General features: G+C 68.7%; 3 protein-coding genes. All 3 read left to right on the forward strand.

Features of this window, described 5'->3' with window-relative positions:
* Positions 1-856 precede the first annotated feature (856 nt).
* Positions 857-14878, forward strand: coding sequence for a type I polyketide synthase (locus AB0L58_RS36370; protein ID WP_364394523.1), 14022 nt, complete (start codon positions 857-859; stop codon positions 14876-14878).
* Positions 14875-20415 carry an SDR family NAD(P)-dependent oxidoreductase gene (locus AB0L58_RS36375; RefSeq protein WP_364394525.1) on the forward strand — a complete coding sequence of 1847 codons (5541 nt, stop codon included), beginning with the start codon at positions 14875-14877 and terminating at the stop codon, positions 20413-20415. The genes AB0L58_RS36370 and AB0L58_RS36375 overlap by 4 nt, the downstream gene beginning before the upstream one ends.
* Positions 20416-20467: 52 nt before the next feature.
* Positions 20468-26592 (forward strand): type I polyketide synthase (locus tag AB0L58_RS36380; protein WP_364394527.1); only part of this gene is annotated, 6125 nt, incomplete at its 3' end.

A 26592-nucleotide genomic window follows, 5' to 3' on the forward strand; every position in this document is an offset into this window, starting at 1 on the left:
ACCCGCACGCTGAACGGTTGCGGTGCTGGACCTCCGACCAGTAGTTCGACGGTGATCAAGCCGGCGTGGTCGCCGCGCTTACCGGCCGGAATCGGCAGATCCGCACAATCGCCGGGTGGGGTCGTCGAGTGGGATGGATCGGCCGTGTCGGTCAGTCCGCGGCAACGATCGAAACGCGGACCGGCTCACCTTCCCATGTCTGGAAACTTCGCTCGGAGGCAATCTGCTATCTCTGATGCAGTGATGCCACGAGGAGGCCCAATGTTGCACCCCCCGAAGTTCTACGCCCAACGCTTTACGCTGGACAATCGGACCGGAGCCGACTGGTGATCACCGCCTCGATCGAGCCTGCGGCTCATCCTCGGTTGAGGTAGCCGTGAGGAAGCTACTGGCCGGTTGACAAGGTCAAGATCGTCAAATTACTGTTCAGCGTGATGAATCGTGTTCTACTTTTCAAGAATCTCAGGGATCATTGTGTCGATCCACATCGCAGTGGCGTAGACGTTGTGTACGTACTTCGTGGCATGTGTTTCAGACACCATCCCCGCTTATGCGCGCCTTAATCCTCTGGCAAGCCCACGTAGCGCTTCGATCTTCAGCGACGTTCGCTGATTATTTGCCCTACTGAGCCGGACGGCACAGCCAGGTCCAATCTGGGCCCTGCCCGCACCATCTCCTCGAGGCCTCAGGCCGCCCACGGAAGACGCTCCGCGCCATTCGAGGCACTTCGCCTCGATCGCGTCGGAATCCGTCATGTCGAAGAAAGGAATCGGCTGATTCCTTTGCTGCAGACAACAAACACACTCGTCAGAGGCTTACGGCGGGTCCCAGCCTGCCTTGGGAAGGATGTTCAGAGGTGACCGGATCGGCGTCGTTTGAGGTCGCTATCGTAGGCATGTCCTGCCGAATGCCGGGCGCGGCGGATCTCGACAGTCTCTGGCAGCTGCTCAGGGCGGGACACACCACGATCGGCACAGCGCCTCCTGGACGGGGGAGCATCACCGAGCGAGCTGGGTTCGTCGACACCGCGGGTGAGTTCGACGCGGACTTCTTCGGGGTCTCGCCCAATGAGGCGCGGGCCATCGATCCGCAGCAGCTGCTGGCACTGGAGCTGAGCTGGGAGGCGCTCGAGAACGCGGGCCTGGCCGCCACGGCGCGCGATGCCCGGCGGTGTGGTGTGTTCCTCGGCTGCACCGGAAGCGATTTCGCCGAAATCCTGGCCTCCCAGGGCGCCCCTGGCATCAGCCGCCACTCGCTGTGGGGTGTCGGGCGCGGCATCATCGCCAATCGCGTCTCGAACTACTTCGGTTTCAGCGGCCCGAGCATCCTGGTCGACAGCGCCCAGGCATCCTCACTGGTCGCGGTGCATCTGGCCTGTGAGAGCCTGCGCAGCGGCGAGAGCGACGTGGCCCTGGCCGGCGGCCTGAACCTGATTCTGTCGCCGACGAGCAGTGCGCGTATCGAGCAATTCGGCGCACGGTCGGCGCTCGGTGCCTGCTACACCTTCGATGCGCGGGCCGACGGGTTCGTGCGCGGCGAGGGCGGCGGCGTGGTGGTGCTGAAACCGCTGGCGCGGGCGGTCGCCGACGGCGACCGGATCCACGCCGTGATCCGCGGCAGTGCGGTCAACACCGGCAATGAACGCCGAGTGCTGAGCGCCCCGAGTCGGGATGCGCAGGCGGCGGCGATCCGTTCCGCGCTGACCGCGGCAGGTGTCGAGGCGCTGTCGGTGCAGTACGTCGAATTGCACGGGACCGGGACACCCGCCGGCGACCCGGTGGAGGCCGCCGCGCTCGGCGACACCTACGGCGTGGGCCGTGCGCAGGACGCACCGCTGGCCGTCGGATCGATCAAGACGAATATCGGGCATCTGGAGGGTGCTTCCGGTATCGCGGGCCTCATCAAGACCGTGCTCTCGCTGACTCACCGGGAACTGGTGGCCAGCTTGAACTTCGAGACACCGAATCCGCGAATTCCGCTCGAGGACCTGGGTCTACGGGTGGTGACAGGCACCGAGAACTGGCCGGCGGCCGACGTGCGCAGGGCAGCTGTGTCCTCGTTCGGTATGGGTGGCTCGAATGCCCATGTGATCGTGGAGGAGGCGCCCGCCGTAATGTCCGTCGCGTCCACGGTGGACGGCGCGGTCGGTGCGGTCCCGTGGGTGGTGTCGGCCCGCAGCGAGGACGGCGTGCGCGCACAAGCGACCCGGCTGCGGGAGTGGCTGCTACGCCATCCGGAGTTGGATGTGGTCGACGTGGCGCACTCGTTGCTGGCCACGCGCGCCCACATGGAGTGGCGCGGCGGCGTCGTCGGGCGGGATCGAGCGGAGCTGCTGGCCGGCTTGGCCGCCCTGGCCGATCCGACCGCGCCCGCTGTGGCGATCGAGCCGACAGCTGGGCGGGCTGAGCGGCGGCGGGTCGCGTTCGTCTTCCCGGGGCAGGGCAGCCAGTGGGAGGGGATGGCGCTCGGGCTGCTGGAATCGGGTGGCGCGTTCGCGGAGTCGATCGCGGAATGTGAGGCGGCGCTTGCGCCGTACGTGGATTGGTCGCTGACGGCAGTGCTGCGTCGTGAAAGTGACGCGCCCCCGCTGGATCGCGTGGATGTGGTGCAGCCGGTGCTGTTCGCGGTGATGGTCTCGCTGGCCCGGATGTGGCGAGCGGCCGGCGTGGAGCCGGACGTGGTGATCGGCCATTCCCAGGGCGAGATCGCGGCCGCCCACGTCGCCGGTGGGCTATCGCTGTCCGATGCGGCGCGTGTGGTGGCTCTCCGGTCACGGGCGGTCGCCGATGAGCTGGCCGGACAGGGTGGTATGGCCTCGATCGGACTCGGCGCGGACGCGGTCCGGGAACGTTTGTCGGCGTATGGGGATCGGCTGTCGTTGGCGGCGGTGAATGGACCGGCGCAAAGTGTGATAGCTGGTGATGTTTCGGCGATGGCGGACCTGCTCGCCGACTGTGCCGACGACGGTGTGTGGGCCCGCCGGATTCCGGTTGATTACGCGTCGCATTCGAAGGCGGTCGAGCGGCTCCGTGCTCGGCTGCTCGCGGATCTGGAGCCGATCCGCCCACAATCCGGTTCGGTGCCGTTCTTTTCCACGGTATTCGCCGACCGGTTGGATACCGTGGAACTGGACGCCGAATACTGGTATCGGTCGCTGCGGGAACCGGTTCGATTCGCCGATGCCGTTACGGCGCTGATCGCTGCGGGCATCAACGGATTCATCGAGGCGAGTCCGCATCCGGTGCTCACCATCGGCATCGGCCTGACCGCCGAGGCGGCGGGTGCCGCCGAGGGCGTATCCGTTGTCGGGTCGTTGCGGCGCGGTGCGGGCGGCCCGGAACGGTTCATGGCGTCGCTGGCACAGGCCCATTGCGCCGGTGTGCAGGTGGATCTGCGCGCGCTGGTCTCCGGCGGGGCGCGGGTCGACCTGCCGCCATACGCGTTCCAGCGCCGGAACTTCTGGGCCGGTGCGCCGGTCGCTTCCGAAGGCCGCACCGGTGTCACCGACCTCCTTGTGGCCACCGAGGAGCAAATCTCCGAAGGCAATGAGCCGACCGCAGCGTGGGAGAACGGCCCGCTGGCGCGCAAAATGCTGGCGGCTCCCGAATATCAGCGCGACACAGTAGTTCTCGACATCGTTCGTGAGCATGCCGCTGCCGTATTGGGCCACGAGTCGGCTCGATCGATCCATCCCGATCTGCCGTTCACCGAATTCGGCTTCGACTCCGTCAGCGGGGTGGAGTTGCAGAACCGACTGATACGCGCCACCGGTGTGCCGCTGCCGAAGACGCTCATCTTCGACCATCCGACCGCGAGTGCGGTCGCGGCGCTGCTACGGTCGCGGGTCACGGGGACCGACACCCGACTGCGGCGGGTTTCGCGACGCACCGAGCTCACCCGCCCCACCGGCCGACCATCCCCGACCTCGGACGAACCGATCGCGATCGTCGGCATGAGCGCCCGATTCCCGGGCGGTGTGCGGTCCGCCGAGGATCTGTGGGAGCTGGTGGCCGCGGGCCGGGACGCGATCGGCGAATTCCCCGCCGACCGCGGCTGGGACCTGGACCGGCTGTTCGACCCGGACCCCGATAAGCCGGGCAAGGTCTACACCCGCCACGGTGGATTCCTCAGCGCTGCGGGCGATTTCGATCCGAGCTTCTTCGGCATCAGCCCGCGCGAAGCGCTGGCGATGGATCCGCAGCAGCGGTTGCTGCTCGAAACGGCATGGGAAGCCCTGGAGGACGCGGGTATCGACCCGGTGTCGTTGCGGGGCAGCGACACCAGCGTCTTCGCCGGTGCCTGCTCGTCGGGATACGCCCGGCGGGTGACCGGTGACCTGGAGGGTTTCCGGCTGACCGGGACATCGCACAGTGTCATCTCGGGCCGCGTCGCATACGTGTTCGGCCTGGAAGGTCCGGCGGTGACAGTGGATACCGCGTGCTCGTCGTCGCTGGTGGCATTGCACCTGGCGTGCCAGGCGCTGCGCCAGGGCGACAGCTCGCTGGCTCTCGCCGGCGGTGTGACCATCGCGGCCAGCCCGTATCTGTACGTGGACTTCTCCCGCCAGCGCGGCCTGTCACCGGACGGTCGCTGCAAGGCGTTCTCGGCTGCCGCCGACGGTGTGGCGTGGTCGGAGGGCTCGGGTGTTCTTGTGCTCGAGCGACTTTCGGATGCGCAGCGGCTGGGCCACCACATCCTGGCCGTTGTTCGCGGTAGTGCGGTGAACCAGGACGGCGCGAGCAACGGCCTGACCGCACCGAACGGTCCGTCGCAGGAGCGGGTCATCGCGCAGGCCCTCGCCAATGCGGGGATCTCGGCGGGCGACGTGGACGCGGTGGAGGCGCACGGGACCGGCACGGCCCTGGGCGACCCGATCGAAGCGCAAGCGTTGATCGCTGCCTACGGACAGGATCGCGGCGATCGGGAACCGTTGCGGATCGGTTCCTTGAAATCGAATATCGGCCATGCCGTGGCCGCCGCCGGTGTGGCCGGTGTGATCAAGATGGTGCAGGCGATGCGGCATGAGCGGCTGCCGCGGACGCTGCATGCCGAGACGCCGACGCCGCACGTGGATTGGGCCGCCGGCGCGGTACGGCTGCTGACCGAGACCGAAGAGTGGATCGCAGGCGATCGAGTGCGCCGGGCCGGTGTGTCGTCGTTCGGGATCAGCGGCACCAACGCGCACGTGATCCTCGAAGAAGCACCTGCGGCAGCGGTGGGGGCTGCCGAGGGCGACACCGAAGACGATGCGGAGCGGCCCGCGGACATCACCGTGCCGGTCATTCCATTGCTGGTGTCGGGCAAGGGTGAGGCGGGTCTGCGCGCGCAGGCCGTGCGGCTGCGTGCCTGGTTGTCGGAGCGGCCGGAGATCGATGTCGCGGATGCGGCCTATGCCCTGGCGACGTCGCGGGCGCAGCTGGACTCGCGCAGTGTGATCTTCGGCAATGATCGGGACGAGCTGCTCGAGCGGTTGGCGAAGCTCGCCGAATCGGGAACCGGCGTAGGTGTCATCGCGGGCGACATCGGTTCGGGGACGACGGCATTCCTGTTCACCGGTCAGGGTGCACAGCGGATCGGCATGGGCGCCGGTTTGTACGAGGCGTTCCCGGTATTCGCGGACGCATTGGATGCGGTGTGCGCCCAGTTCGATCCGCTGCTGGGGTGCTCGCTCGAACAACTCATGTTCAGCGGCGCTGCTCCTGGCGGTGCTGCTGCCACGGTGCTGGATCGGACCGAGTTCACCCAGCCTGCGTTGTTCGCCTTCGAGGTGGCGCTGTATCGCCTGCTGGAGTCGTTCGGCCTCACCCCGGACGTGGTGATCGGCCATTCGATCGGCGAAGTCGCGGCCGCGCACATCGCGGGTCTGTGGTCGCTCGAGGATGCCTGCCGCTTGGTGGCAGCGCGCGGCCGTCTCATGGGTGCGTTGCCCGAGGGCGGAGCGATGCTGGCCATCGCAGCGTCCGAAACCGAAGTGAATGATGTCGTCGCCCGGTATTCCGAGCGAGTGTCGGTGGCCGCCGTGAACGCGCCTGCGGCCCTGGTGGTCTCGGGTGATGAGGACGCGGTCGCCGAAATCGAGGCTCGATTTGTCGAGCGTGGCCGGAAAACGTCGCGGCTGCGGGTCAGCCACGCCTTCCACTCGCATCGGATGGAGCCGATGCTGGCCGAATTCGAGTCTGTCGCAGCGGGCTTGACGTATAACCGGCCATGCCTTCCCGTGGTATCGAATGTTTCCGGTCAGCTTGCCGGGGACGAGCTGATGGAAGCTGCCTACTGGGTTCGGCAAGTGCGGGCCACGGTGCGATTCGCGCCGGGTATCGAGACGTTGATCGACTCGGGTGTGCGTCGATTCCTGGAAGTGGGGCCCGACGCGGTGCTGGCGGCGCTGACCCGGCAGACCCTGCCGGAGCGCGCGGAGCCGTCGGTTGTGGCCGCGGCGACGCGCCGGGATCACGATGAGCCCCAACAGTTCTTGACGATGTTGGCGCACGCGCACACGTCCGGCGTGCGGGTGGATTGGACGCCACTGTTCGGTGGCCGTCGGATGCCACGAGTTCCCCTGCCCACGTACGCCTTCCAACACCAGCGATTCTGGTTGCCGCCGCGCTCCGAAGCGACCGGCGACGCCCTCGGTCACCCGTTGCTCACCGGTGTGGTGCCGGTGGCCGGTACGGACGAGTTCGTTTTCACCGGCCGGTTCTCGCTGCCGACCGACCCCTGGGTCGCCGACCATATGACCTACGGCACCGTGGTATTGCCGAGTGCGACGCTCGTCGAGTTCCTCCTCGTAGCGGGCAGCAGAATAGGTTGCGGCGTCGTCGAAGAGCTGACCCTGGAGGCTCCGATCCTGCCGTCGGAGGACGACGAGGTCGAACTCCAGGTGTCGGTGCAGGAGCCGGACCGGACCGGGCGACGACAGTTCGGCTTCTACTTCCGTAAGACGGGCCCGGCCAGAGGTTCAAGGGACGAAGCCCCGCAGCTCAGGGGACAGGAGGGTCGCCCCGACACGAGTCCCCGAGCGGGCGAATGGGTGCGCAACGCCAGTGGCGTACTTGCCCCCTCCTGGGACGGCGATGACGCTCTGCTGAACCAGCTGCGCGATGAGGCCTGGCCGCCGGTCGACGCCGAAACCCTCGACACCGCATGGGTTCCCGAGCAGATCGCGAAGGGCTCCGGACTCGAATACGGTCCCGCGTTCATCGGTGTCGACGCCGCATGGCGGCGGGGTGGGACAGTCTTCTCCGAGATCACCTTGGATACCGCGGCCGCGCCCGAACCGGAGCGGTTCGATCTGCATCCCGCTCTGCTCGACCTGGTGATGCATGCCGGTCTGGCAGGGCTGGTCTGGCGCGATCAGGACAGCGATCCGAACACCGGCCGGTTGTTGTTCCGCTGGGGCGGAGCACGTCTGCACCAGCCGTTGGTCAAGGCGACGACGCTGCGAGTCATCGCAACGGCGACCGGCCCGGAGACGATATCCGTTGCGACCGTGGACGATTCGGGGCGGCCCGTGGTCTCCGTCGACGCGGTCGTCATGCGGCCCTATGACGTACAGCAGATGCGCGGCACCTTGGCCGGGGACGACGCCGATCTCTACGGCGTCCAGTGGATGCCCGCGCAAGCGGCGACACCGAGTCTGTCCGCGGACCGGATGGCCGTCCTCGGTTCGGCGCCGGTCGCCGGAGTCGACACCTGCTCGCCGAGTCCATTAGAACTCGCTGCGGCACAAGCGATTCCGGATGTCGTGGTCTGGCATCCCGAGGTCGGCACCGCGGTCGACGATCCGGCGGTCGTTCGCGGCCACCTGGAAACGGTCTTGGCGACAGTGCAGTCCTGGCTGGCCGAAGATCGCCTGGCCGATACTCGGCTGGTCGTGGTGACCACCAACGGTGCCGCGCTGCCGGGCGAGGCACCGGATCTCGCCGCGGCAGCCGTCTGGGGCCTGATGCGCAGCGCCCAATCCGAATATCCCGGCCGTTTCGTTCTCATCGACGCCGATCCGTCGGCCGCCGCGCCCCTGGATGCTTCGATGCCGATCGGCGCGGTGATCGCGGTAGGCGAACCACAGGTAGCCGTGCGCGCCGGAGCATTGCTCGTGCCCAGACTCGCGAAAGCACGAGCCGAGCACGAAGCCGAACCGGGACAGGCCCACCCGTCGCCCGACCACCACCTCTCGACGAGTCGCCACGCGACGCTGGCCCACCCGTCGCCCGACCACCACCCCTCGACGAGTCGCTACGCGACGCTGTCATTCGGCGCTGGCACCGTACTGATAACCGGCGGCACCGGTGGTCTCGGCGCGCTCGTGGCCCGACACCTGGTCACCGCATACGGAGTCCGCCGTTTGCTGCTGGTGTCCAGGCGTGGCGAAACTGCCGACGGTGCAACGGAACTGGTGTCCGAGCTGTCGGCAGCCGGGGCCACCGTCAGAGTGGCGGCCTGCGATGTGGGTGATCGAGCAGCGCTGAGTTCGCTGCTGGATTCGATCGAGGCCGATCATCCGCTGACCGGTGTAGTGCATGCGGCGGGCGTCCTCGACGACGGCACCCTCGCGGGCTTGACGGCCGGGCAACTGCGGCGAGTGTTCGACTCGAAGGCCGCGGCCGCATGGCATTTGCACGACCTCAATCGCGACCGTGACCTGTCGGCCTTCGTGCTGTTCTCGTCCATCGCGGCAACGATCGGATCGGCGGGGCAGGGCAACTACGCGGCAGCCAACGCATTCCTCGACGCGCTGGCACATCGTCGCCGAGCCGAAGGGCTGTCCGCGATTTCGCTGGCGTGGGGGCCATGGAATTCCGCCGCCGGCATGACCGGTGCTTTGGACCGCGGCGCCGTCGCCCGCTGGGAAAGGCTCGGTCTCCACCCGCTCGGGAACGACGAAGGTCTGCGGCTGTTCGATGCGGCTGCCGGCCGCGCGGCCGCGCACCTGGCCGCGATCGGTTTCGATCCGGCGCGGTTGCGGCGCGAAGCGCGCGACGGTGCGGTGCCAGCGGTGCTGCGCGGTTATCTGCCCCGCACCACCGCCCCGAGCGCGGCCGCGTCGAGTTCGCTGGGCACACAACTGAGCCGGGTACCAGCGGCCGAACGGTCCGCGGTGGTGCTCGAGCTGGTCCGGGAGCACGTGGCAGCCGTCCTCGGGCACGGCTCCGCCGAAGACATCAGGCCCGACGCCCGATTCGACGCTCTGGGATTGGATTCGCTCGGCGGCGTCGAATTCCGCAATCGGCTGTCGAAGGCGACCGGTGTCAAGCTGTCGTCCACGCTGGTCTTCGACCATCCGACCGCCGCGGCCGTCGCCACCCTTTTGCACTCCAAGATCGAAGACACGGCTTCCGGTTCCGGGACGACACGGGTGTCGCGCCGGGCACGCGTGGACGAGCCCATCGCGATCGTCGGCATGAGCTGCCGGTTCCCCGGCGGCGTCCGAACCCCGGAGCAGTTGTGGGATCTGGTGTGGTCGGGTACCGATGCCACCACGGAATTCCCGAACGATCGCGGCTGGGATCTCGAGCAGCTGATCGACCAGGATCCGGACAATCCCGGCACCGTCTACAGCCGCGGCGGCGGATTCCTGGACGATGCCGGTGATTTCGACGCCGGATTCTTCGGAATCAGCCCGCGCGAGGCCCTGGCGATGGATCCACAGCAGCGGTTGCTGCTGGAAGCCGCATGGGAGGCATTCGAGCAATCCGGAATCGACCCGGCCACGTTGCGCGGCAGCGATACCGGCGTGTTCGCGGGCGCGTGCGCCTCCGGATATGTCGACCGCGTCACCGGCGACCTCGAGGGGTTCCGGCTGACCGGCACCACCCACAGTGTCGTCTCCGGCCGCGTGGCCTACATATTCGGCCTCGAGGGACCAGCGGTCACCATCGATACCGCATGTTCGTCCTCACTGGTGGCCTTGCATCTGGCGTGCCAGGCCCTGCGTCAGGGTGAAACGTCGCTGGCCTTGGCCGGTGGCGTCACCGTGGCCGCAACCCCATATCTCTCCGTCGATTTCGCGCGGCAACGCGGCCTGTCGCCGGATGGCCGGTGCAAGGCGTTCTCCGCCGCGGCCGACGGTGTGGCCTTCGCCGAAGGCGTGGGCGTCCTGGTCTTGGAGCGGCTGTCGGACGCGCAGCGGCTCGGCCACGACATCCTGGCCGTCGTCCGGGGCAGCGCGGTGAATCAGGACGGTGCGAGCAATGGCCTGACCGCGCCGAACGGTCCGTCGCAGGAGCGAGTGATCGCGCAGGCCCTCGCGAATGCCGGGCTCACACCCGCCGACGTGGATGCGGTGGAAGCGCACGGGACCGGCACTCCCCTGGGCGATCCCATCGAAGCCAACGCGTTGATCGCCGCATACGGGCAGGAGCGTGGGGATCGGGAGCCGCTGCGCATCGGATCGATCAAATCGAATATCGGTCACACCGTCGCGGCGGCCGGTGTCGGTGGCGTGATCAAGATGGTGCAGGCGCTGCGATACGAAACCCTGCCTCCGACCTTGCACGCGGAAACGCCGTCCCCGCACGTGGATTGGTCGGCCGGCGCGGTGCGCCTGCTGACCCGGCCGGAACCATGGCACGCCGGGGGCGCGGTTCGCCGAGCCGGTGTGTCCTCGTTCGGAATCAGCGGCACCAACGCGCACGTGATCATCGAGGAGGCGCCGGCCCCACAGCCTGTCGTCTCGCCACCGGCTACCGGCCACCCCCACGCGGCGGTGCCATGGCTGGTGTCGGCCAAGAGTGAGAACGCCCTGCGGGCGCAGGCGAAGAAGCTGCGGCAGTGGCTGACCGACCACCCCGACGCCGATCCGGCGGATGTGGCGTATTCGCTCGTCACGACACGTCCGCAACACGAGTGGCGGGCAGCGGTTCTCGGCGGTGGTCGTGACGAACTGCTGGCACGACTGGCACGACTGGCCGCCGGTTCCTCCTCGGCCGGAGTGGTTTCCGGCACGGTGGGCTCCGGCAAGACTGCCTTCCTGTTCACCGGTCAGGGCGCGCAGTGGGTCGGTATGGGCACCGGCCTGTCCGATGCCTTCCCGGTATTCGCCGCAGCATTGGACGAAGTGTGTGCCCAGTTCGATCCGCTGCTGGGATGTTCCCTGAAGCAAGCCATGTTCACCGGTCACCTGATCGACGATCAGGGAGTCACCGCTAGCGACTGCTTGTCAGGTCGCTCGGAAGGGTCGGCAGAGCCCGGAATTCTGGATCGGACACGACTGACCCAGCCGGCGTTGTTCGCGTTCGAAGTGGCGCTGTATCGGCTGCTGGAGTCGTTCGGACTCGTCCCGGACATGGTGATCGGGCACTCGATCGGTGAACTGGCCGCGGCATATGTGGCCGGCGTGTGGACGCTGGCAGATGTCTGCGAGCTGGTCGCGGCACGCGGGCGGCTGATGGATGCGCTGCCGGCGGGTGGCGCGATGCTCGCGGTCGCCGCGTCCGAGCCCGAAATCAGCACGGCGATCGCCGGATTGAGTGATCGGGTGTCGGTGGCGGCGGTGAATGCGCCTGCGGCCGTGGTGGTCTCGGGCGACGAGGACACCATTGACGAGATCGATCGGCAGTTCACCGAGCGGGGTCGCAAGACCAGCCGACTTCGGGTGTCGCATGCGTTCCATTCCCCTCGGATGGAGCCCATGCTGGCCGAGTTCGAGACCGTGGCGGCGGGCGTGGCCTTCAGCGCCCCGCGGATTCCATTGGTGTCGAATGTCTCCGGCCGGATCGCGGGAGACGAGATCCTGGATCCGGCGTACTGGGTGTCGCAGGTGCGCGCCGCAGTGCATTTCGCACCCGGTGTCGAGACGCTGGTGGCCTCGGGTGTGCGCCGGTTCCTCGAAGTCGGACCCGACGCGGTGCTGGCGGCGATGACGCGGCATACGCTGCCCGCGGATGTCGAGGCTCGATCGGTGGTCGCCGCGGCGGCCCGGCGGGATCACGACGAGGTCGAGCAGTTCCTGACGATGCTCGGCCAGGCTCACATCGCCGGGATGGCTGTGGACTGGAATCGGCTGTTCACCGACCGCCGGATGTCACGAGTCACCCTGCCCACCTATGCCTTCGACCATCGGCGGTACTGGCTCGAACCAACCCTCGGCGAGTCCCGGAACGCCACCTCGGAACACCCGCTGCTGACCGACGTGGTTCGGGTGGCCGACCGCGACGAGTGGCTGTTCACGGGGCGGCTTTCGCTGCGCACTCATCCATGGATCGCCGACCACACCACCTACGGTGTGGTGCTCGTCCCCAGTGCCGCGCTCATGGAGATGCTGCTGGTCGCAGGTCCGCGGATCGGATGCGGCGCCGTGGAGGAGCTCACCCTCGAGGCGCCGATCCTCCCGCCGGCCGACGGCGATGTCGAACTCCAGGTGCTGGTGCGCGAATCCGATCCCACGGGACGTCGATCGTTCACGTTCCACTACCGCCGCACCGGCGACGCGGCCGACAGCGAGTGGACGCGCAACGCCAGTGGCGTGCTGAGCAGCCGCGAGCTGATCGACATCGGACTGATGGATATGCTGCGAAACGCGCCGTGGCCGCCCGTCGACGCCGAACCGGTCGATACCGACTGGATTCCGGCCCAGGTGGCGCGTGCCGCCGGACTGGAATACGGCGCTTCGTTCATCGGCGTCGACGCCGCATGGCGCAGTGGGGACACGGTTTTCTCCGAGGTCACCTTGAACCAGGAATTCCCGGCCGAACGGTTCCATTTGCATCCGGCGCTGTTCGACATGGTGATGCATGCCGGAATCGCCTGCTTGATCTGGCCCGACCACAAGGGCGATCCCGCCGAGGGCAAACTCTTGTTCCGTTGGGGCGGAACGCAAATCCACACCACGTCCACGGTCACGACGTTGCGGGTGATGGCCATCCGGCGTAGCGGTGAGGCGATCACCGTCGTGGCCGTCGACCAGGACGGAAGTCCGGTGGTCACCATCGACGAAGCGGTCATGCGTTCCTACGACGTCCAGCAGTTCCGCGCCACGTTGCCGGGTGGACGGGCGGCACGGTACGGGTTGCGCTGGGTGACGGTGGAGATGCCCGACGGACACACCTCGACCGCGAGCGCAGCCGTGCTCGGAGCCGCGCACGTGGACGGAATCGACGAGCGGTATCCGGATCTGACAACGCTTGCCTCGGCCTCGACCGTTCCGGACGTCGTGGTGTGGTCGGAAGTCGCTGCGCTGCACGATGATTCGAAACAATCCGCGCGCAATCGGGTCCATGCCGCCTTGCGCACGGTACGAGACTGGTTGGCCGACGAGCGATTCGCACGGTCGCGGCTGGTTGTGCTGACCAGTCGTGCGGTAGCCCTGCCCGATGAGACGCCGGATACCGCATCGGCTGCGGTATGGGGGCTGCTACGTAGTGCTCAGACCGAATACCCGGAGCGGATCGTGTTGCTCGACGCGGACGAAACCGTTGGTGCACAGCATATTTCGGTCGATTTGCTCCGAGCTGTGCTCGAGACCGGGGAGCCGCAGGTGGCAGCGCGGGGCGAGCATGTCCTGATACCCCGACTGGAGGCATCGACCTCAGGAGATGTCGCGGAGCAAATATCGTTCGGCTCCGGAACCGTTCTGATCACCGGCGGGACCGGGGGATTGGGCGCGCTGCTGGCCCGGCACCTGGTCACCACGCACGGTGTGCGGCGACTGCTGCTGGTTTCCCGCCGTGGCGAGCGTGCGGACGGCGCAACGGAACTCGTGGCGGAACTATCCCGATCCGGCGCCGAGGTGCGGGTCGCCGCCTGCGATGTCACCGACCGCGACGCGCTACGAGATCTGCTGTCCGGCCTGCCCGCGGAGCACCCGCTCACCGGTGTCGTCCACGCGGCGGGCGTGCTCGACGACGGTACGTTCCACACGCTCGCCGATGACCAGGTCGATCGGGTGTTCGGTGCCAAAGCCGAAGCGGCGTGGCATCTGCACGAGCTCACCCGGAACATGAATCTGTCGGCGTTCGTGCTGTTCTCGTCGATAGCCGGAATGATCGGTTCCGCCGGGCAAGCGAATTACGCTGCCGCGAACAGCTTCCTGGACGCCCTCGCGATGCAACGCCGCGCCGCGGGGCTACCGGCACTCGCACTCGCCTGGGGTCCGTGGCAGCAGGACATCGGGATGACCGGCGCGCTGGATCGTGCCGCCATGAGCCGGTTGGAGCGACTGGGCCTTGCTCCGCTCGACCGCACCGACGGCCTGCGATTGTTCGATGAATCGCTGACTACGGCCGAACCGGTGCCGGCGCTGTTGCAACTGGATACCGACAAACTGCGCCTGGAAGCGCATACCGGTCCGATTCCGGTGGTGCTGCGCGGGTTCGTTCGCGCACGCGGCCGGTCGGCCCCGACATCGAGGGGTGAACTGTCGCTCGGGGAGCGTCTGCACGGTGTGGCGGCGGCGAAGCGACGCGGGGTCGTCCTGGACCTGGTGCGCGAACATGTGGCGGCGGTGCTGGGTTACGGGTCGGCCGACGACATCGGACCCGGCCGCGGCTTCAGCGAACTCGGCTTCGACTCCCTCGGCGGAGTCGAGTTCCGGAACCGGCTCTCGAAGGTGACTGAGCTGTCGCTGCCCTCGACCTTGGTCTTCGACTACCCGACCGCGGGAGATGTCGCCGACTACCTGCTGGCGCAGACCGCGGTGACAGCGCCCGCGCAACCGACATCGGCGGTGGCTGACGACATCGCGCGGCTCGAGGCCCTGCTCGAGCGGATCATCGCCGGCGGCACCGACAACGACGAGACCGTCGCCGGATTGCGGGGCGTCAACGAGCGCCTCCGCACCTACCTGGCCGGCACGTGGTCGGACAGTGAGTTCGATGATCTCGAATTCCGTTCCGACAGTGAGCTTTTGGATCTGATTGACGAGGAGTTCGGCCCAGCATGACCAACCCCGGCACCAGCAACGAGGAACGGCTCAGCCGGTATCTGCGCAAGCTCACCGGAGACCTCCGGGCCGCCAAGAAGCACATCCAGCACCTGGAGGACCGTGCCGGCGAACCGATCGCGATCGTCGGCATGAGCTGTCGGTATCCAGGCGGTGTCGAAACTCCGGCACAGCTGTGGGATTTGGTCGCTTCCGGCACCGACGCCGTGGGCCCCTTTCCGGTCGACCGAGGGTGGGACCTGCAGCGGCTGTTCGACACCGATCCGGACGCGCCCGGGACCGTCTACACCCGCGAAGGCGGATTCCTGGACGCGGCGGGCGATTTCGACGCCGGTTTCTTCGATATCGGCCCGAGTGCGGCCCTGGCGATGGATCCGCAGCAGCGGCTGTTCCTGGAAACGGCCTGGGAGGCACTGGAGGACGCCGGCATCGATCCGGTGTCGCTGCGCGGCAGCGACACCGGTGTGTTCGCCGGCGTGATCCACCAGGACTACGGCCCGCGCGTGGGTTCGCCCGGCCTCACCGCTGAGGCGGAAGGCCATGCCTACCTGGGTGTTTCGAGCAGCGTTCTGTCCGGCCGCGTGGCCTTCACCTTCGGCTTCAAGGGCCCGGCGCTGTCGGTGGACACCGCGTGCTCGTCGTCGCTGGTCGCCCTGCACCTGGCCTGCCACGCGCTACGACAGGGAGACACCTCGCTGGCACTGGTCGGCGGCGTCACCGTGATGTCGGATCCGGCCCTGCTGATCGCGTTCGGCCGGCAGCATGCGCTGTCCCCGGACGCGCGGTGCAAGGCCTTCGCGGCGGCGGCGAACGGGACGGGATTCTCCGAGGGCCTCGGCATGCTCGCGATCGAGCGGCTGTCCGATGCGCGCCGGCACGGCCATCGGGTACTCGCGGTCATCCGCGGCAGCGCGGTCAACCAGGACGGCGCCAGCAGCCGGCTGACCGCGCCGAACGGTCCGTCGCAGGAGAAGGTGATCGCGCAGGCGCTCGCCAATGCCGGTCTCACACCGGCTGACGTCGATGTGGTCGAAGCGCACGGCACCGGTACTACCCTCGGCGACCCGATCGAGGCGCAGGCGCTGATCGCCGCCTACGGACGCGATCGCGCCGGCGAGCCGCTGCGGATCGGCTCGCTCAAGTCGAACATCGGCCACACCTCCGCCGCGGCCGGTGTCGGCGGCGTGATCAAAATGGTGCAGGCGATGCGGCACGACATGCTGCCCGCGACACTGCATGTCGACGCGCCGACCCCGCATGTGGACTGGTCGGCGGGCTCGGTGCGGCTGCTCACCGCGGCGGAACCCTGGCCGACAGGGGAGCGTGTCCGGCGCGCGGGTGTGTCCTCCTTCGGCGCCAGTGGCACGAACGCGCACGTGATTCTGGAGGAAGCCCCTGCTGTCGAAGAGGCTTCCACCGAGACGGGGGACGAGGCACCTGATCAGGGTGTGCAGGCCTTGGCGGCGGGCGTCTGCACCTTGCTGCTCTCGGCGAAGACCGAGGACGGCCTGCGCGCGCAGGCGGCCGAGCTGCGGCAGTTCGCGATCGAGCACCCCGACGTGGCGGTCGACGATATCGGCTATTCACTCCTCACCACTCGCGCCCGCTTGGACTGGCGGGGCGTGGTGGTCGCCGGCGATCGCGACACACTGCTGGCCGGCCTGGCGGCGCTCGCGGAGTACGGCTCGGCGTGCACGGCCGCCGGCGTGACGGCGGCACAGGCGATATCGCGCGGGACCGCCTTCCTGTGCACCGGGCAGGGTGCCCAGCGGAACGGCATGGGACGTGAACTCTACGAAGCGTTTCCGGTGTTCGCCGCGGCACTGGACGAGGTGTCCGAACAGTTCGATCCACTACTGGGCGTTTCGCTGCGGCAGGTGATGTTCACCGGTGGCGGGCAGGACGATGCCGGCCTGCTGGATCGAACGGATTTCACCCAGCCCGCCCTGTTCGCCTACGAGGTCGCGCTGTGCAGGCTCCTGGATTCGTTCGGTGTCACACCGGATTACCTGATCGGGCATTCGATCGGCGAGCTGGCCGCCGCGTACCTCGCCGGTGTCTGGACGCTTCCGGACGCGTGTCGGCTGGTCGCGGCGCGGGGCCGCCTGATGGGTCGGCTGCCCGAAGGGGGGGCGATGCTGGCCGTCGCGGCGACCGAACACGAAGTCTCCGAGGCACTCGCCGGCCAGAGCGACCGGATGTCCCTCGCTGCCGTGAACGCGCCGCAGGCCGTGGTGGTGTCAGGTGACGAGGACGCCGTGGCGGCGATCGAGCGGCAGTTCGCCGACCGTGGGCGCAAGACCTCACGGCTGCGGGTGTCACACGCGTTCCATTCGCACCGGATGGACCCGATGCTGGCCGAGTTCGCCACTGTCGCACGGGAAGTCAGCTATCGCCGCCCGCAGCTGCCGCTGGTGTCGAACCTGTCCGGGCGGATCGCCGGCGACGAAGTGCTCGACCCGGCCTACTGGGTCCGGCAGGTGCGGTCGGCGGTGCGTTTCGCTCCGGGGATCGAGTCGCTGGCGGCGGCCGGAGTGCGCCGATTCCTCGAAATCGGTCCGGACGCCGTGCTGGCCGCCATGACCCGGCAGAGCCTGCCGGAGGACATCGAATCGCAGTCGTCGGTGATCGCCGGAGCCCGCCGCGGGCACGGCGAGGTCGAGCAGTTCGTGACCGGTCTGGCGCGGGCGTACGTGGCCGGTGCCGACGTCGACTGGCGGGTGTTCTTCGCCGCCCGCCCGGTCTCGCGAGTGTCGTTGCCCACCTACGCCTTCCAGCGTCGCCGCTACTGGCTCGACACCACACCGGGAATCGCCGGCGCCGATTCCCTCGGGCTGCGGGTGGTGGCTCACCCCATGCTGGACGCGGCCGTGCCGATGGCCGCCGGTGGTGTCCTCCTGACCGGGCAGCTGTCCGCGCTGTCGCAGCCGTGGCTGGCCGACCACGTCATCGGTGGGGCCATGTTGCTGCCCGGGACCGGATTCGTGGAGTTGGCATTGCGTGCCGGTCATGAAGCCGGGTGTCCGGTAATCGAGGAGTTGATGCTGCAGGCGCCGCTGGTGTTCCCCGCGTCGGGCGGGGTCCGGATTCAGGTCGTCGTCGGCGGACCCGAGCCGGAGTCGGCGCAGCGGTCGCTCTCGATCTATTCCCGCGGTGTACACGACCACGACGGCCGGTGGGCACTGCACGCTCAGGGCCTGCTGACCAGCCGAGACGACACGGCGATGCCCGAGCCGGAGGCTTGGCCGCCGGCCGCGGCGACCGCTGTCGAGATCGACTACACGAAGTTCCTGACGCGTGGTTACGACCTGGGACCGGCCTTCCGGGGTGTGCGGGCGCTGTGGCGCCGCGGCGAAGAGGTGTTCGCCGAGATCGCCGTCGACGCGGACACCGGCGTGCACGGTGCGGGATTCGGAGTTCATCCGGCACTGCTGGATGCGACCCTGCAGTCGGGACTGCTGGCCGGCGTGCAGGAGATCCCGCCGGGGCACGTCGTCTTGCCGTTCGCGTGGCAGTCGGTGGCACTGTATGCGGCCGAGGCATCGGTGCTGCGGGTGCGGCTGACCGCGACCGGTTCGTCGGTGTCGGTGTCGATGACCGATGGGCACGGACAACCGGTGCTGTCGGGCGAGATGACGACCCGTTCGACGCCGCTGGCGCAGCTGGCCGCGGCGGCCGCGGGTGCGGGCGGTGCGGCCGCTCCGATCCTGGAACTGGTGTGGTCGCCGACCGAATCCGAGTCCCCGGTTGCGGATTCGCAAGTGGGCCGATGGGAATCGCTGGGTCCGGAGTCGCCGGTGCCCCCGCTGGTCGTGGTCGAGGCCGGGTCCGGCTGGACCGATCACACCGGCGCCGATGTGGTGACCACGACCCACGCCGAGGTCGCCCGGATGCTCGAGGTGGTGCAGGCGTGGCTGGGGCAGGACCGGTTCGCGTCGAGCCGGCTGGTGGTCGCGACGCGTGGCGCGGTCGCCCTGCCCGGTGCGGATGTCACCGACTTCGCCGGTGCCGCGGTGTGGGGTCTGGTGCGGAGCGCGCAGTCGGAGGATCCGGGCCGAATCCACTTGGTCGACACCGACACTCGTATCGACGATCACCTCGGTGCGCTGGCCGCGGCCGAACCGCAGGTGGTGGTGCGCGCCGGTGTCGCCCACACCGCTCGACTCGGCCGGCCCGCCGTGGTGTCACCTACGACCGGCCGCGAGGCGTCCGCCTTCGGCACGGGAACGGTGCTGATCACCGGTGGCACCGGTGGTTTGGGTGCGGTGGTCGCCCGGCACGTGGTCGTAGCGCACGGGGTTCGGTCGTTGCTGCTGGTCAGCCGCCGTGGCTCGCAAGCCGACGGTGTCGCAGCTCTGACCGGCGAGTTGGAGCAACTGGGCGCGCAGGTTCGGGTGGTGGCGTGTGATGTCACCGATCCCGGCGCGGTGCGCCGTTTGGTGGCCGAGGTGTCCGAGCCGTGGCCGTTGACCGGGGTGATCCATGCCGCGGGCGTCCTCGACGACGGCGTTATCGCGGCGTTGACCGCGTCCCGGGTGGATGCGGTGCTCGCGCCGAAGACCGCCGCCTGGTATCTGCACGAGGCGACCGCGGATCTGGATCTGGCTGCGTTCGTGGTGTTCTCGTCGTTGTCGGGCACGATCGGCGGCCCCGGACAGGCCAACTACGCGGCGGCGAATACCTTCGTCGACGGTCTGGTGGCCCACCGGCGAGCACGAGGGCTGGCCGGTCGGTCACTGGCCTGGGGGCCGTGGGCACGCTCCAGCGGCATGACCGGACACCTGACCGATGCCGATGCGGCCCGGACGATGCGCGCCGGATTCACCGCGTTGTCGGACGAGCAGGCCTTGGCCGCATGGGATTCGGTCCTCGAGACGGGTCCGGGCCACGCGGTGATCGCCGGCGTTGACACCACCGCGATCCGCGCCAAGGCCGATGCCGGACTGCTGCCACCCCTGCTGCGGGAACTGGTACCACCGGCGGCCACCCGTCCGGCGGCGACCTCGATGGTGATATCCGGTCTGCGGCAACGGCTTGCCGGCCTGGATGCCGATCGGCAGCGGCAGGTCGTGCTCGATGCCGTCCGTGCGCACGTGACGGCCGTACTCGGCCGGGACGGCGTGTCCGCGCGCGATGCCGACCGCAGCACCTTCCAGGACCTGGGATTCGATTCATTGGGTGCGGTCGAGCTGCGCAACCGGGTCAAAGCGGAGACCGGCCTGGCGCTGGCGGCCACCGTGGTTTTCGACTACCCCACACCCGCCGCGCTGGCCGAGTATCTCCGCGAACAACTCCTCGACGGGCCCGGGAAAAAGCCCGTTCGTTCGATCGACGCGGTATTCGAGGATTTGGAATCCGCCCTCGCGACCGAAAATCGGGGCGAGGAGGAAAAGGCTCGGATCGTGGCTCGGTTGCAGTCCATTGCGACCAGTTGGGCAGCTCGAATCGACACCGCTGGCGTCCATCGTGACGACGATGTGGAAGACGCCGACGAAGCAGAGCTTTTCGCGATTCTCGACAGCGAACTGGAAGCCTGAGCACTGAATTCCTCGAGCTTGGCTCGAGTTCGGAAGGATTGCGGAAACTTAGATGGTCGACGACAACAAGCACCTTGAATACCTGAAGCGCCTGACGGTCGATCTGCGCCAAACACGCAGGCGGCTGCGGGAAGTCGAGGATCAGAAATTCGAGCCCATCGCGGTTGTGGGTGTGGCGTGTCGTTACCCGGGTGGGGTGGCCTCTCCGGAGGATCTGTGGAATCTGGTATCGGAGGGCGTCGACGCGATCGGTGAGTTCCCTGCCGACCGCGGTTGGGATGTGGACGGGCTCTACGACCCGGACCCGCAGGCGCGCGGGAAGTCGTACACGCGCTCGGGCGGGTTCCTCTATGACGCAGCGGAATTCGACGCGGAGTTCTTCGGGATCAGCCCGCGCGAGGCACTGGCGATGGACCCGCAGCAGCGGATCCTGTTGGAGACTTCCTGGGAAGCCCTGGAACGAGCCGGCATCGACCCGTCGACGTTGCGGGGATCCGATACCGGTGTCTTCGCCGGTGCGTCGAACGGGGAGTACGCCGATCTGCTGCACGCGGGTCCGGTGGATCTGCGGGGCTACCTGCTGACCGGTACGACCGGCAGCGTGGTGTCGGGCCGGGTGGCGTACACGCTGGGACTGGAGGGTCCGGCGGTGTCGGTGGACACCGCGTGCTCGTCGTCGCTGGTGGCGGTGCATCTGGCGGCCCAGTCGCTGCGCTCGGGGGAGTGCGCGATGGCGTTGGCCGGCGGCGTGACGGTCATGGGCTCGCCGGGGATGTTCGTGGAGTTCTCCCGGCAGCGGGGGCTGGCGGCCGATGGCCGGTGCAAGTCGTTCGCGGCGTCGGCGGACGGCACGGGCTGGTCCGAAGGCGCGGGCATGCTGGTGCTGGAGCGGCTGTCCGACGCGCAGCGACTCGGGCATCGCGTGTGGGCGGTGATCCGCGGAACGGCGATCAATCAGGACGGTGCGTCCAACGGCTTGACCGTGCCGAACGGTCCCTCGCAGCAGCGGGTGATCCGCGCCGCGCTGGCCAACGGGCGGCTCTCGACCGACGACGTGGATGTGGTGGAGGCGCACGGCACCGGCACGGTGCTGGGGGATCCGATCGAAGCACACGCCCTGCTCGCCACCTACGGCCAAGACCGTGATCCGGAGCGGCCATTGTGGCTCGGGTCGCTGAAATCCAATATCGGTCACTCGGTGGCCGCGGCGGGGGTCGGCGGCATGATCAAGATGATCATGGCGATGCGGCACGGGGTGATGCCGCCGACGCTGCATGTCGACGAGCCCACCCCGCGGGTGGACTGGTCCACCGGCGCGATCGAACTGCTGACCCGGAAGCGGGATTGGCCCGAGGCAGCGGACCGGCCCCGCCGGGCCGCGGTGTCCTCCTTCGGCATCAGCGGCACCAACGCGCACGTCGTCCTCGAACACGTATCCGCGGGCGAATCGGCCGAATCCGAGCCGGGCACCGACCCCGGCAGCTCGGGAAGCACTGTCGCGGTCGCGGTTCCGTGGGTGGTGTCGGCGAAGTCGGAGGCATCGCTGCGCGCCCAGGCCGCGCGGTTGCACGAGTTCGTGGCCGCCGATCCCGCGGTATCGGTGTCCGAGGTGGCGCATTCGCTGATCTCGACTCGCACGCTGTTCGCGCATCGGGCCGTGGTCGTTGGTGCCGACCGGACCGAGCTGCTGCGCCGACTGGCCACGGTGGCGGCCGGCGAACCGGGTCCCGATGTCGCCGTCGGTTCCGGCGCGGCGTCACGGGTCGGTGTGATGTTCGCCGGGCAGGGCTCCCAGCGGGCGGGCATGGGTCAGCAGCTGTATGGCCGGTTCCCGGTGTTCGCCGAGGCTTTCGACCAGGTCTGCGCGCAGCTGGATCCGCTGCTCGGGCTCTCCTTGCGCGATGCGATCAGCTCCGGAACCGAATTGGAGCAGACCCGGTTGACGCAGCCGGCGCTGTTCGCGGTCGAGGTGGCGCTGTATCGCCTGCTCGAATCATGGGGTGTCACCGCGGATGTGGTGTTCGGGCATTCGATCGGTGAGATCGCCGCCGCGCATGTCGCCGGCGTGCTGAGCCTGGCCGATGCGTGCACGTTGGTCGCGGCGCGGGGCCGGTTGATGCAGGAATTGCCCACCGGCGCAGCGATGCTCGCGGTGCAGGCCGGTGAGCAGGAGATCACCGCCCTGCTGGACAGCGTCGACGGGGTGGACGTGGCCGCGGTCAACGGCCCTGCGGCAGTGGTGATCTCCGGTCGTGCGGAGGTCGTGGACGTTCTCGCCGAGCAGCTGCGCGAGCGCGGGCGACGCGTCAAACGGTTGCGGGTCAGCCATGCCTTCCATTCCTCGTTGATGGAACCGATGCTGGCGCGGTTCGCCGAGGTGGTCGCGACACTGCGCTTCGATCCGCCCCGGATTCCGGTGATCTCGACCGTCACCGGGGCGGTGGCGGATCCCGGCCTGTGGTGCTCGCCGCAGTACTGGGTCGATCAGGTGCGGCGGCCGGTGCGGTTCGCCGACGCCGCGGCCGCGGCCTGGGCCGACGGTGTGGACACCTTTGTGGAAGTGGGTCCCGACTCGGTGCTGTCGGCGATGACAGCCGAGTGCCTGCCCGAGGCGGCGACCGCGGTGGCCGTGCTGCATCCCGAGCGTGCGGAACCCGCCGAGATCCTCGCCGCGGTGGCGCGGTTGTCTGTGCGGGCGGTGCCGGTGCGCTGGAACGCGGTACTCGCGGACCCGAACCCGGCGCCGGTGGAACTGCCCACATATGCCTTCGACCGCCGGCGCTTCTGGCTCGAACCCGCGCTCGGTGCCGCCGGTGTCGAATCGGTGGGTCTCGGCGCGATGGGGCATCCGCTGCTGGGTGCGGTCGTGTCGGAAGCGAAGTCCGGCGACGTGCTGCTGACCGGCCGGTTGTCGGTGGCGACGCAGCCGTGGCTGGCCGACCACGCGGTCGCCGGGTCGGTCCTGCTGCCGGGGACCGGCTTCGTCGAGCTGGCCTTGCGCGCCGGTGCCGAAGCCGGATACCCGGTAATCGACGACCTGACACTGCAGGCGCCGCTGCTGCTGCCCGCCTCGGGCGGTGTGCGGATCCAGGTTGTCGTCGGCGGGCCGGGGCCGGAGTTCACGCAGCGGCCGATTTCGATCTACTCGCGCGGTGAGCATGATCCGGACGGTCAGTGGGTCCTGAACGCGCGGGGGCAGCTGACCACCCTGGACGACACGGCCGCGCCCGCATCGCAGACCTGGCCGCCGGCCGCGGCGACCGATCTCGATGTCGCGTCCGCGTACGCGGCGCTGTCGGCGCGGGGCTACGAGTACGGTCCGGCCTTCCAGAGTGTGCGGGCGTTGTGGCGACGTGGTGCCGAGGTATTCGCCGAAATCGCCATCGACGCCGATAGTGGTGCGCGCGCCGAAGGATTCGGGATTCATCCGGCACTACTGGACGGGGCACTGCAGGCCGGACTGCTGGCCGGCGTCCTCGATACTGCTGCGGGACAGCCGGATTCACCGTTCACAGTGGCGGCCGGGCAAGTCGTGCTGCCCTTCTCGTGGGGGTCGATCGCGCTGCACGCGGCCGAGGCATCCGTGCTGCGTGTTCGGTTGACCACCACCGGATCGTCGGTGTCGCTGTGGGCGGCGGACGAGCAGGGGCAGCCGGTATTGTCCGGATCGGTGACGCCCCGGCCCATGCGACTGGAGCAGCTCGCCGCGGGTGCGGGCGGCCCAGCGGATCCGTTGCTGGAAGTGGTGTGGTCGCCGGTCGAATCGGATTCGCCCGCAGTGGATTCGGGTTCGGTCCGGTGGGACCGGCTGGAACCGGACGCGGCGGTGCCGCCGGTCGTGGTGGTCGAGGTCGGGTCCGGGTGGAGCGAAGCCTCCGGCACCGACATGGTGAGCGCTACCCATGCCGAGGTCGCACGCGTCCTCGAGGTGGTACAGGTGTGGCTGTCCGAGGACCGGTTCGCCGCGAGCACATTGCTGGTCGCCACCCGTGGTGCGGTCGCAGTGGCCGGCGAGGACCTCACCGATCTCGCCGGTGCCGCGGTGTGGGGCTTGGTACGGACCGCACAGACCGAGGATCCCGGACGAATCATCCTGGTGGACACCGACACCGGGGTCGACCGGTCCGTCGCGGCCACTGTCGTGGCCGTGGGCGAACCTCAGGTAGTCCTCCGTGACGGCATCCCCCACACCGCGCGGCTCACCCGGCCTGCGCCCGTCGCTCCATCGGCCGCCGCCGACGCCTTCGGTGCCGGAACGGTGCTGATCACCGGTGGCACAGGTGGTTTGGGTGCGGTGGCGGCCCGGCACGTGGTGGCCGAGCACGGCGTACGGTCGTTGCTGCTGGTGAGTCGCCGTGGTCCTCGGGTCGAGGGCATCGCGGCGTTGTGCGCCGAGCTGGAGCAATTGGGTGCGCAGGTGCGGGTGGTGGCGTGTGATGTCACCGACGCCGACGCGGTGGCCGGGCTGCTGGCCGACATCCCCGCACAGTGGCCGTTGACCGGTGTGATCCATGCCGCGGGTGTGCTCGACGACGGGGTGATCGCCTCGTTGACCGCCCAGCGAGTGGATGCGGTGCTGGCACCGAAGGTGGATGCCGCATGGCATCTGCACCAGGCGACCGCGGACCTGGATCTTGCCGCGTTCGTAGTGTTTTCGTCGATATCGGGCACCGTGGGCGGTCCTGGGCAGGGCAACTACGCGGCCGCGAACGCTTTCCTGGACGGGCTGGTGACCCACCGGCGAGCCCGCGGACTGGCCGGCCAGTCGCTGGCGTGGGGTCCGTGGGCGCGCTCGGGCGGTATGACCGGGCAGCTGGGTGCAGCCGACCTGGCTCGGATGAGCCGGGCCGGATTCACCGCGATGCCGGACGAGCCGGCGTTGGCCGGGTGGGATGCGGTGCTCGAACGCGGCACGGCGCACGCGGTGATCGCCACGGTCGACACCGCCACGATCCGCGCCAAGGCCGAGGCCGGACTGCTGCCCCCGCTGCTGCGCGCACTGGCGCCGGCGGTGCGGCGCTCCGCGGCGCTCGCGACGGTGGGGTCGACTCTGCGGCAACGGCTTTCGGGTCTGGACGCCGGTCGGCAGCGGCAGGCGGTGCTCGATACCGTCCGCACCCACATCGCGGCGGTTCTCGGCCACGACAGTGCGTCCGCGATCGATCCCGATCGTGCCTTCCAGGACCTGGGTTTCGATTCCCTGGGTGCGGTCGAGCTGCGTAACCGGCTCAAGACCGCCACCGGCCTGTCGTTGCCGGCCGCGGTCGTCTTCGACTACCCCACACCGCAGGCGCTGGCCGCACACCTGACCGACGAGCTCACCGGTACCGGGCACAACGTGGCGGTCACCGCCGCGAAAGCCTTCGACGGCGAACCGATCGCCATCGTCGGCATGGCGTGCCGGTACCCGGGCGGGGTCCGATCGCCCGAGGAGCTGTGGCAGCTGGTGGTGACCGGGGCCGACGCGACGTCGGAGTTCCCGGTGAACCGCGGCTGGGATACCGAGCGGCTGTACGACCCGACCGGGGAAACACCGCACACCACGTACACGCGTTCGGGCGGATTCCTGCATGCCGCAGGTGAGTTCGATCCGGCGTTCTTCAATATCAGTCCGAATGAGGCCGCGCTGATGGATCCGCAGCAGTTTCTGCTGTTGGAGACTTCGTGGGAGGCGTTCGAGCGGGCCGGTGTCGACCCCGCGCTGCTGCGCGGCAGTGCGACCGGTGTCTTCGCCGGCATGATGTATCACGACTATCCGGCCAACGCTAACGCGGGATCCATTGCGTCCGGCCGGATCTCGTATGTGTTCGGGCTGGAGGGGCCGTCGGTCACGGTGGACACGGCGTGTTCGTCGTCTCTGGTGACAATGCATTTGGCGGCACAGTCGCTGCGGTCGGGTGAGTGCGATCTGGCCTTGGCCGGTGGCGTGACCGTGATGGCGACTCCGGAGACCTTTGTGGAGTTCAGCCGGCAGCGGGGGCTGTCGCCGGACGGCCGGTGTAAGTCGTTCTCCGACACCGCCGATGGCGTCGCCTGGTCCGAGGGCGCCGGTGTGCTGGTGTTGGAGCGGTTGTCCGATGCCCGTCGCAATGGTCATGATGTGCTTGCGGTGATTGCTGGTTCGGCGGTGAATCAGGATGGTGCGTCGAATGGTTTGACCGCGCCGAATGGTCCGTC

The sequence above is a fragment of the Nocardia sp. NPDC052112 genome (genome assembly GCF_040680135.1).
Classification (GTDB): Bacteria; Actinomycetota; Actinomycetes; order Mycobacteriales; family Mycobacteriaceae; genus Nocardia.

What these genes read in the sequence shown, in the direction of transcription:
- AB0L58_RS36375 (WP_364394525.1), top strand. Translation starts at nt 14,875, where the DNA reads ATGACCAACCCCGGCACCAGCAACGAGGAACGGCTCAGCCGGTATCTG.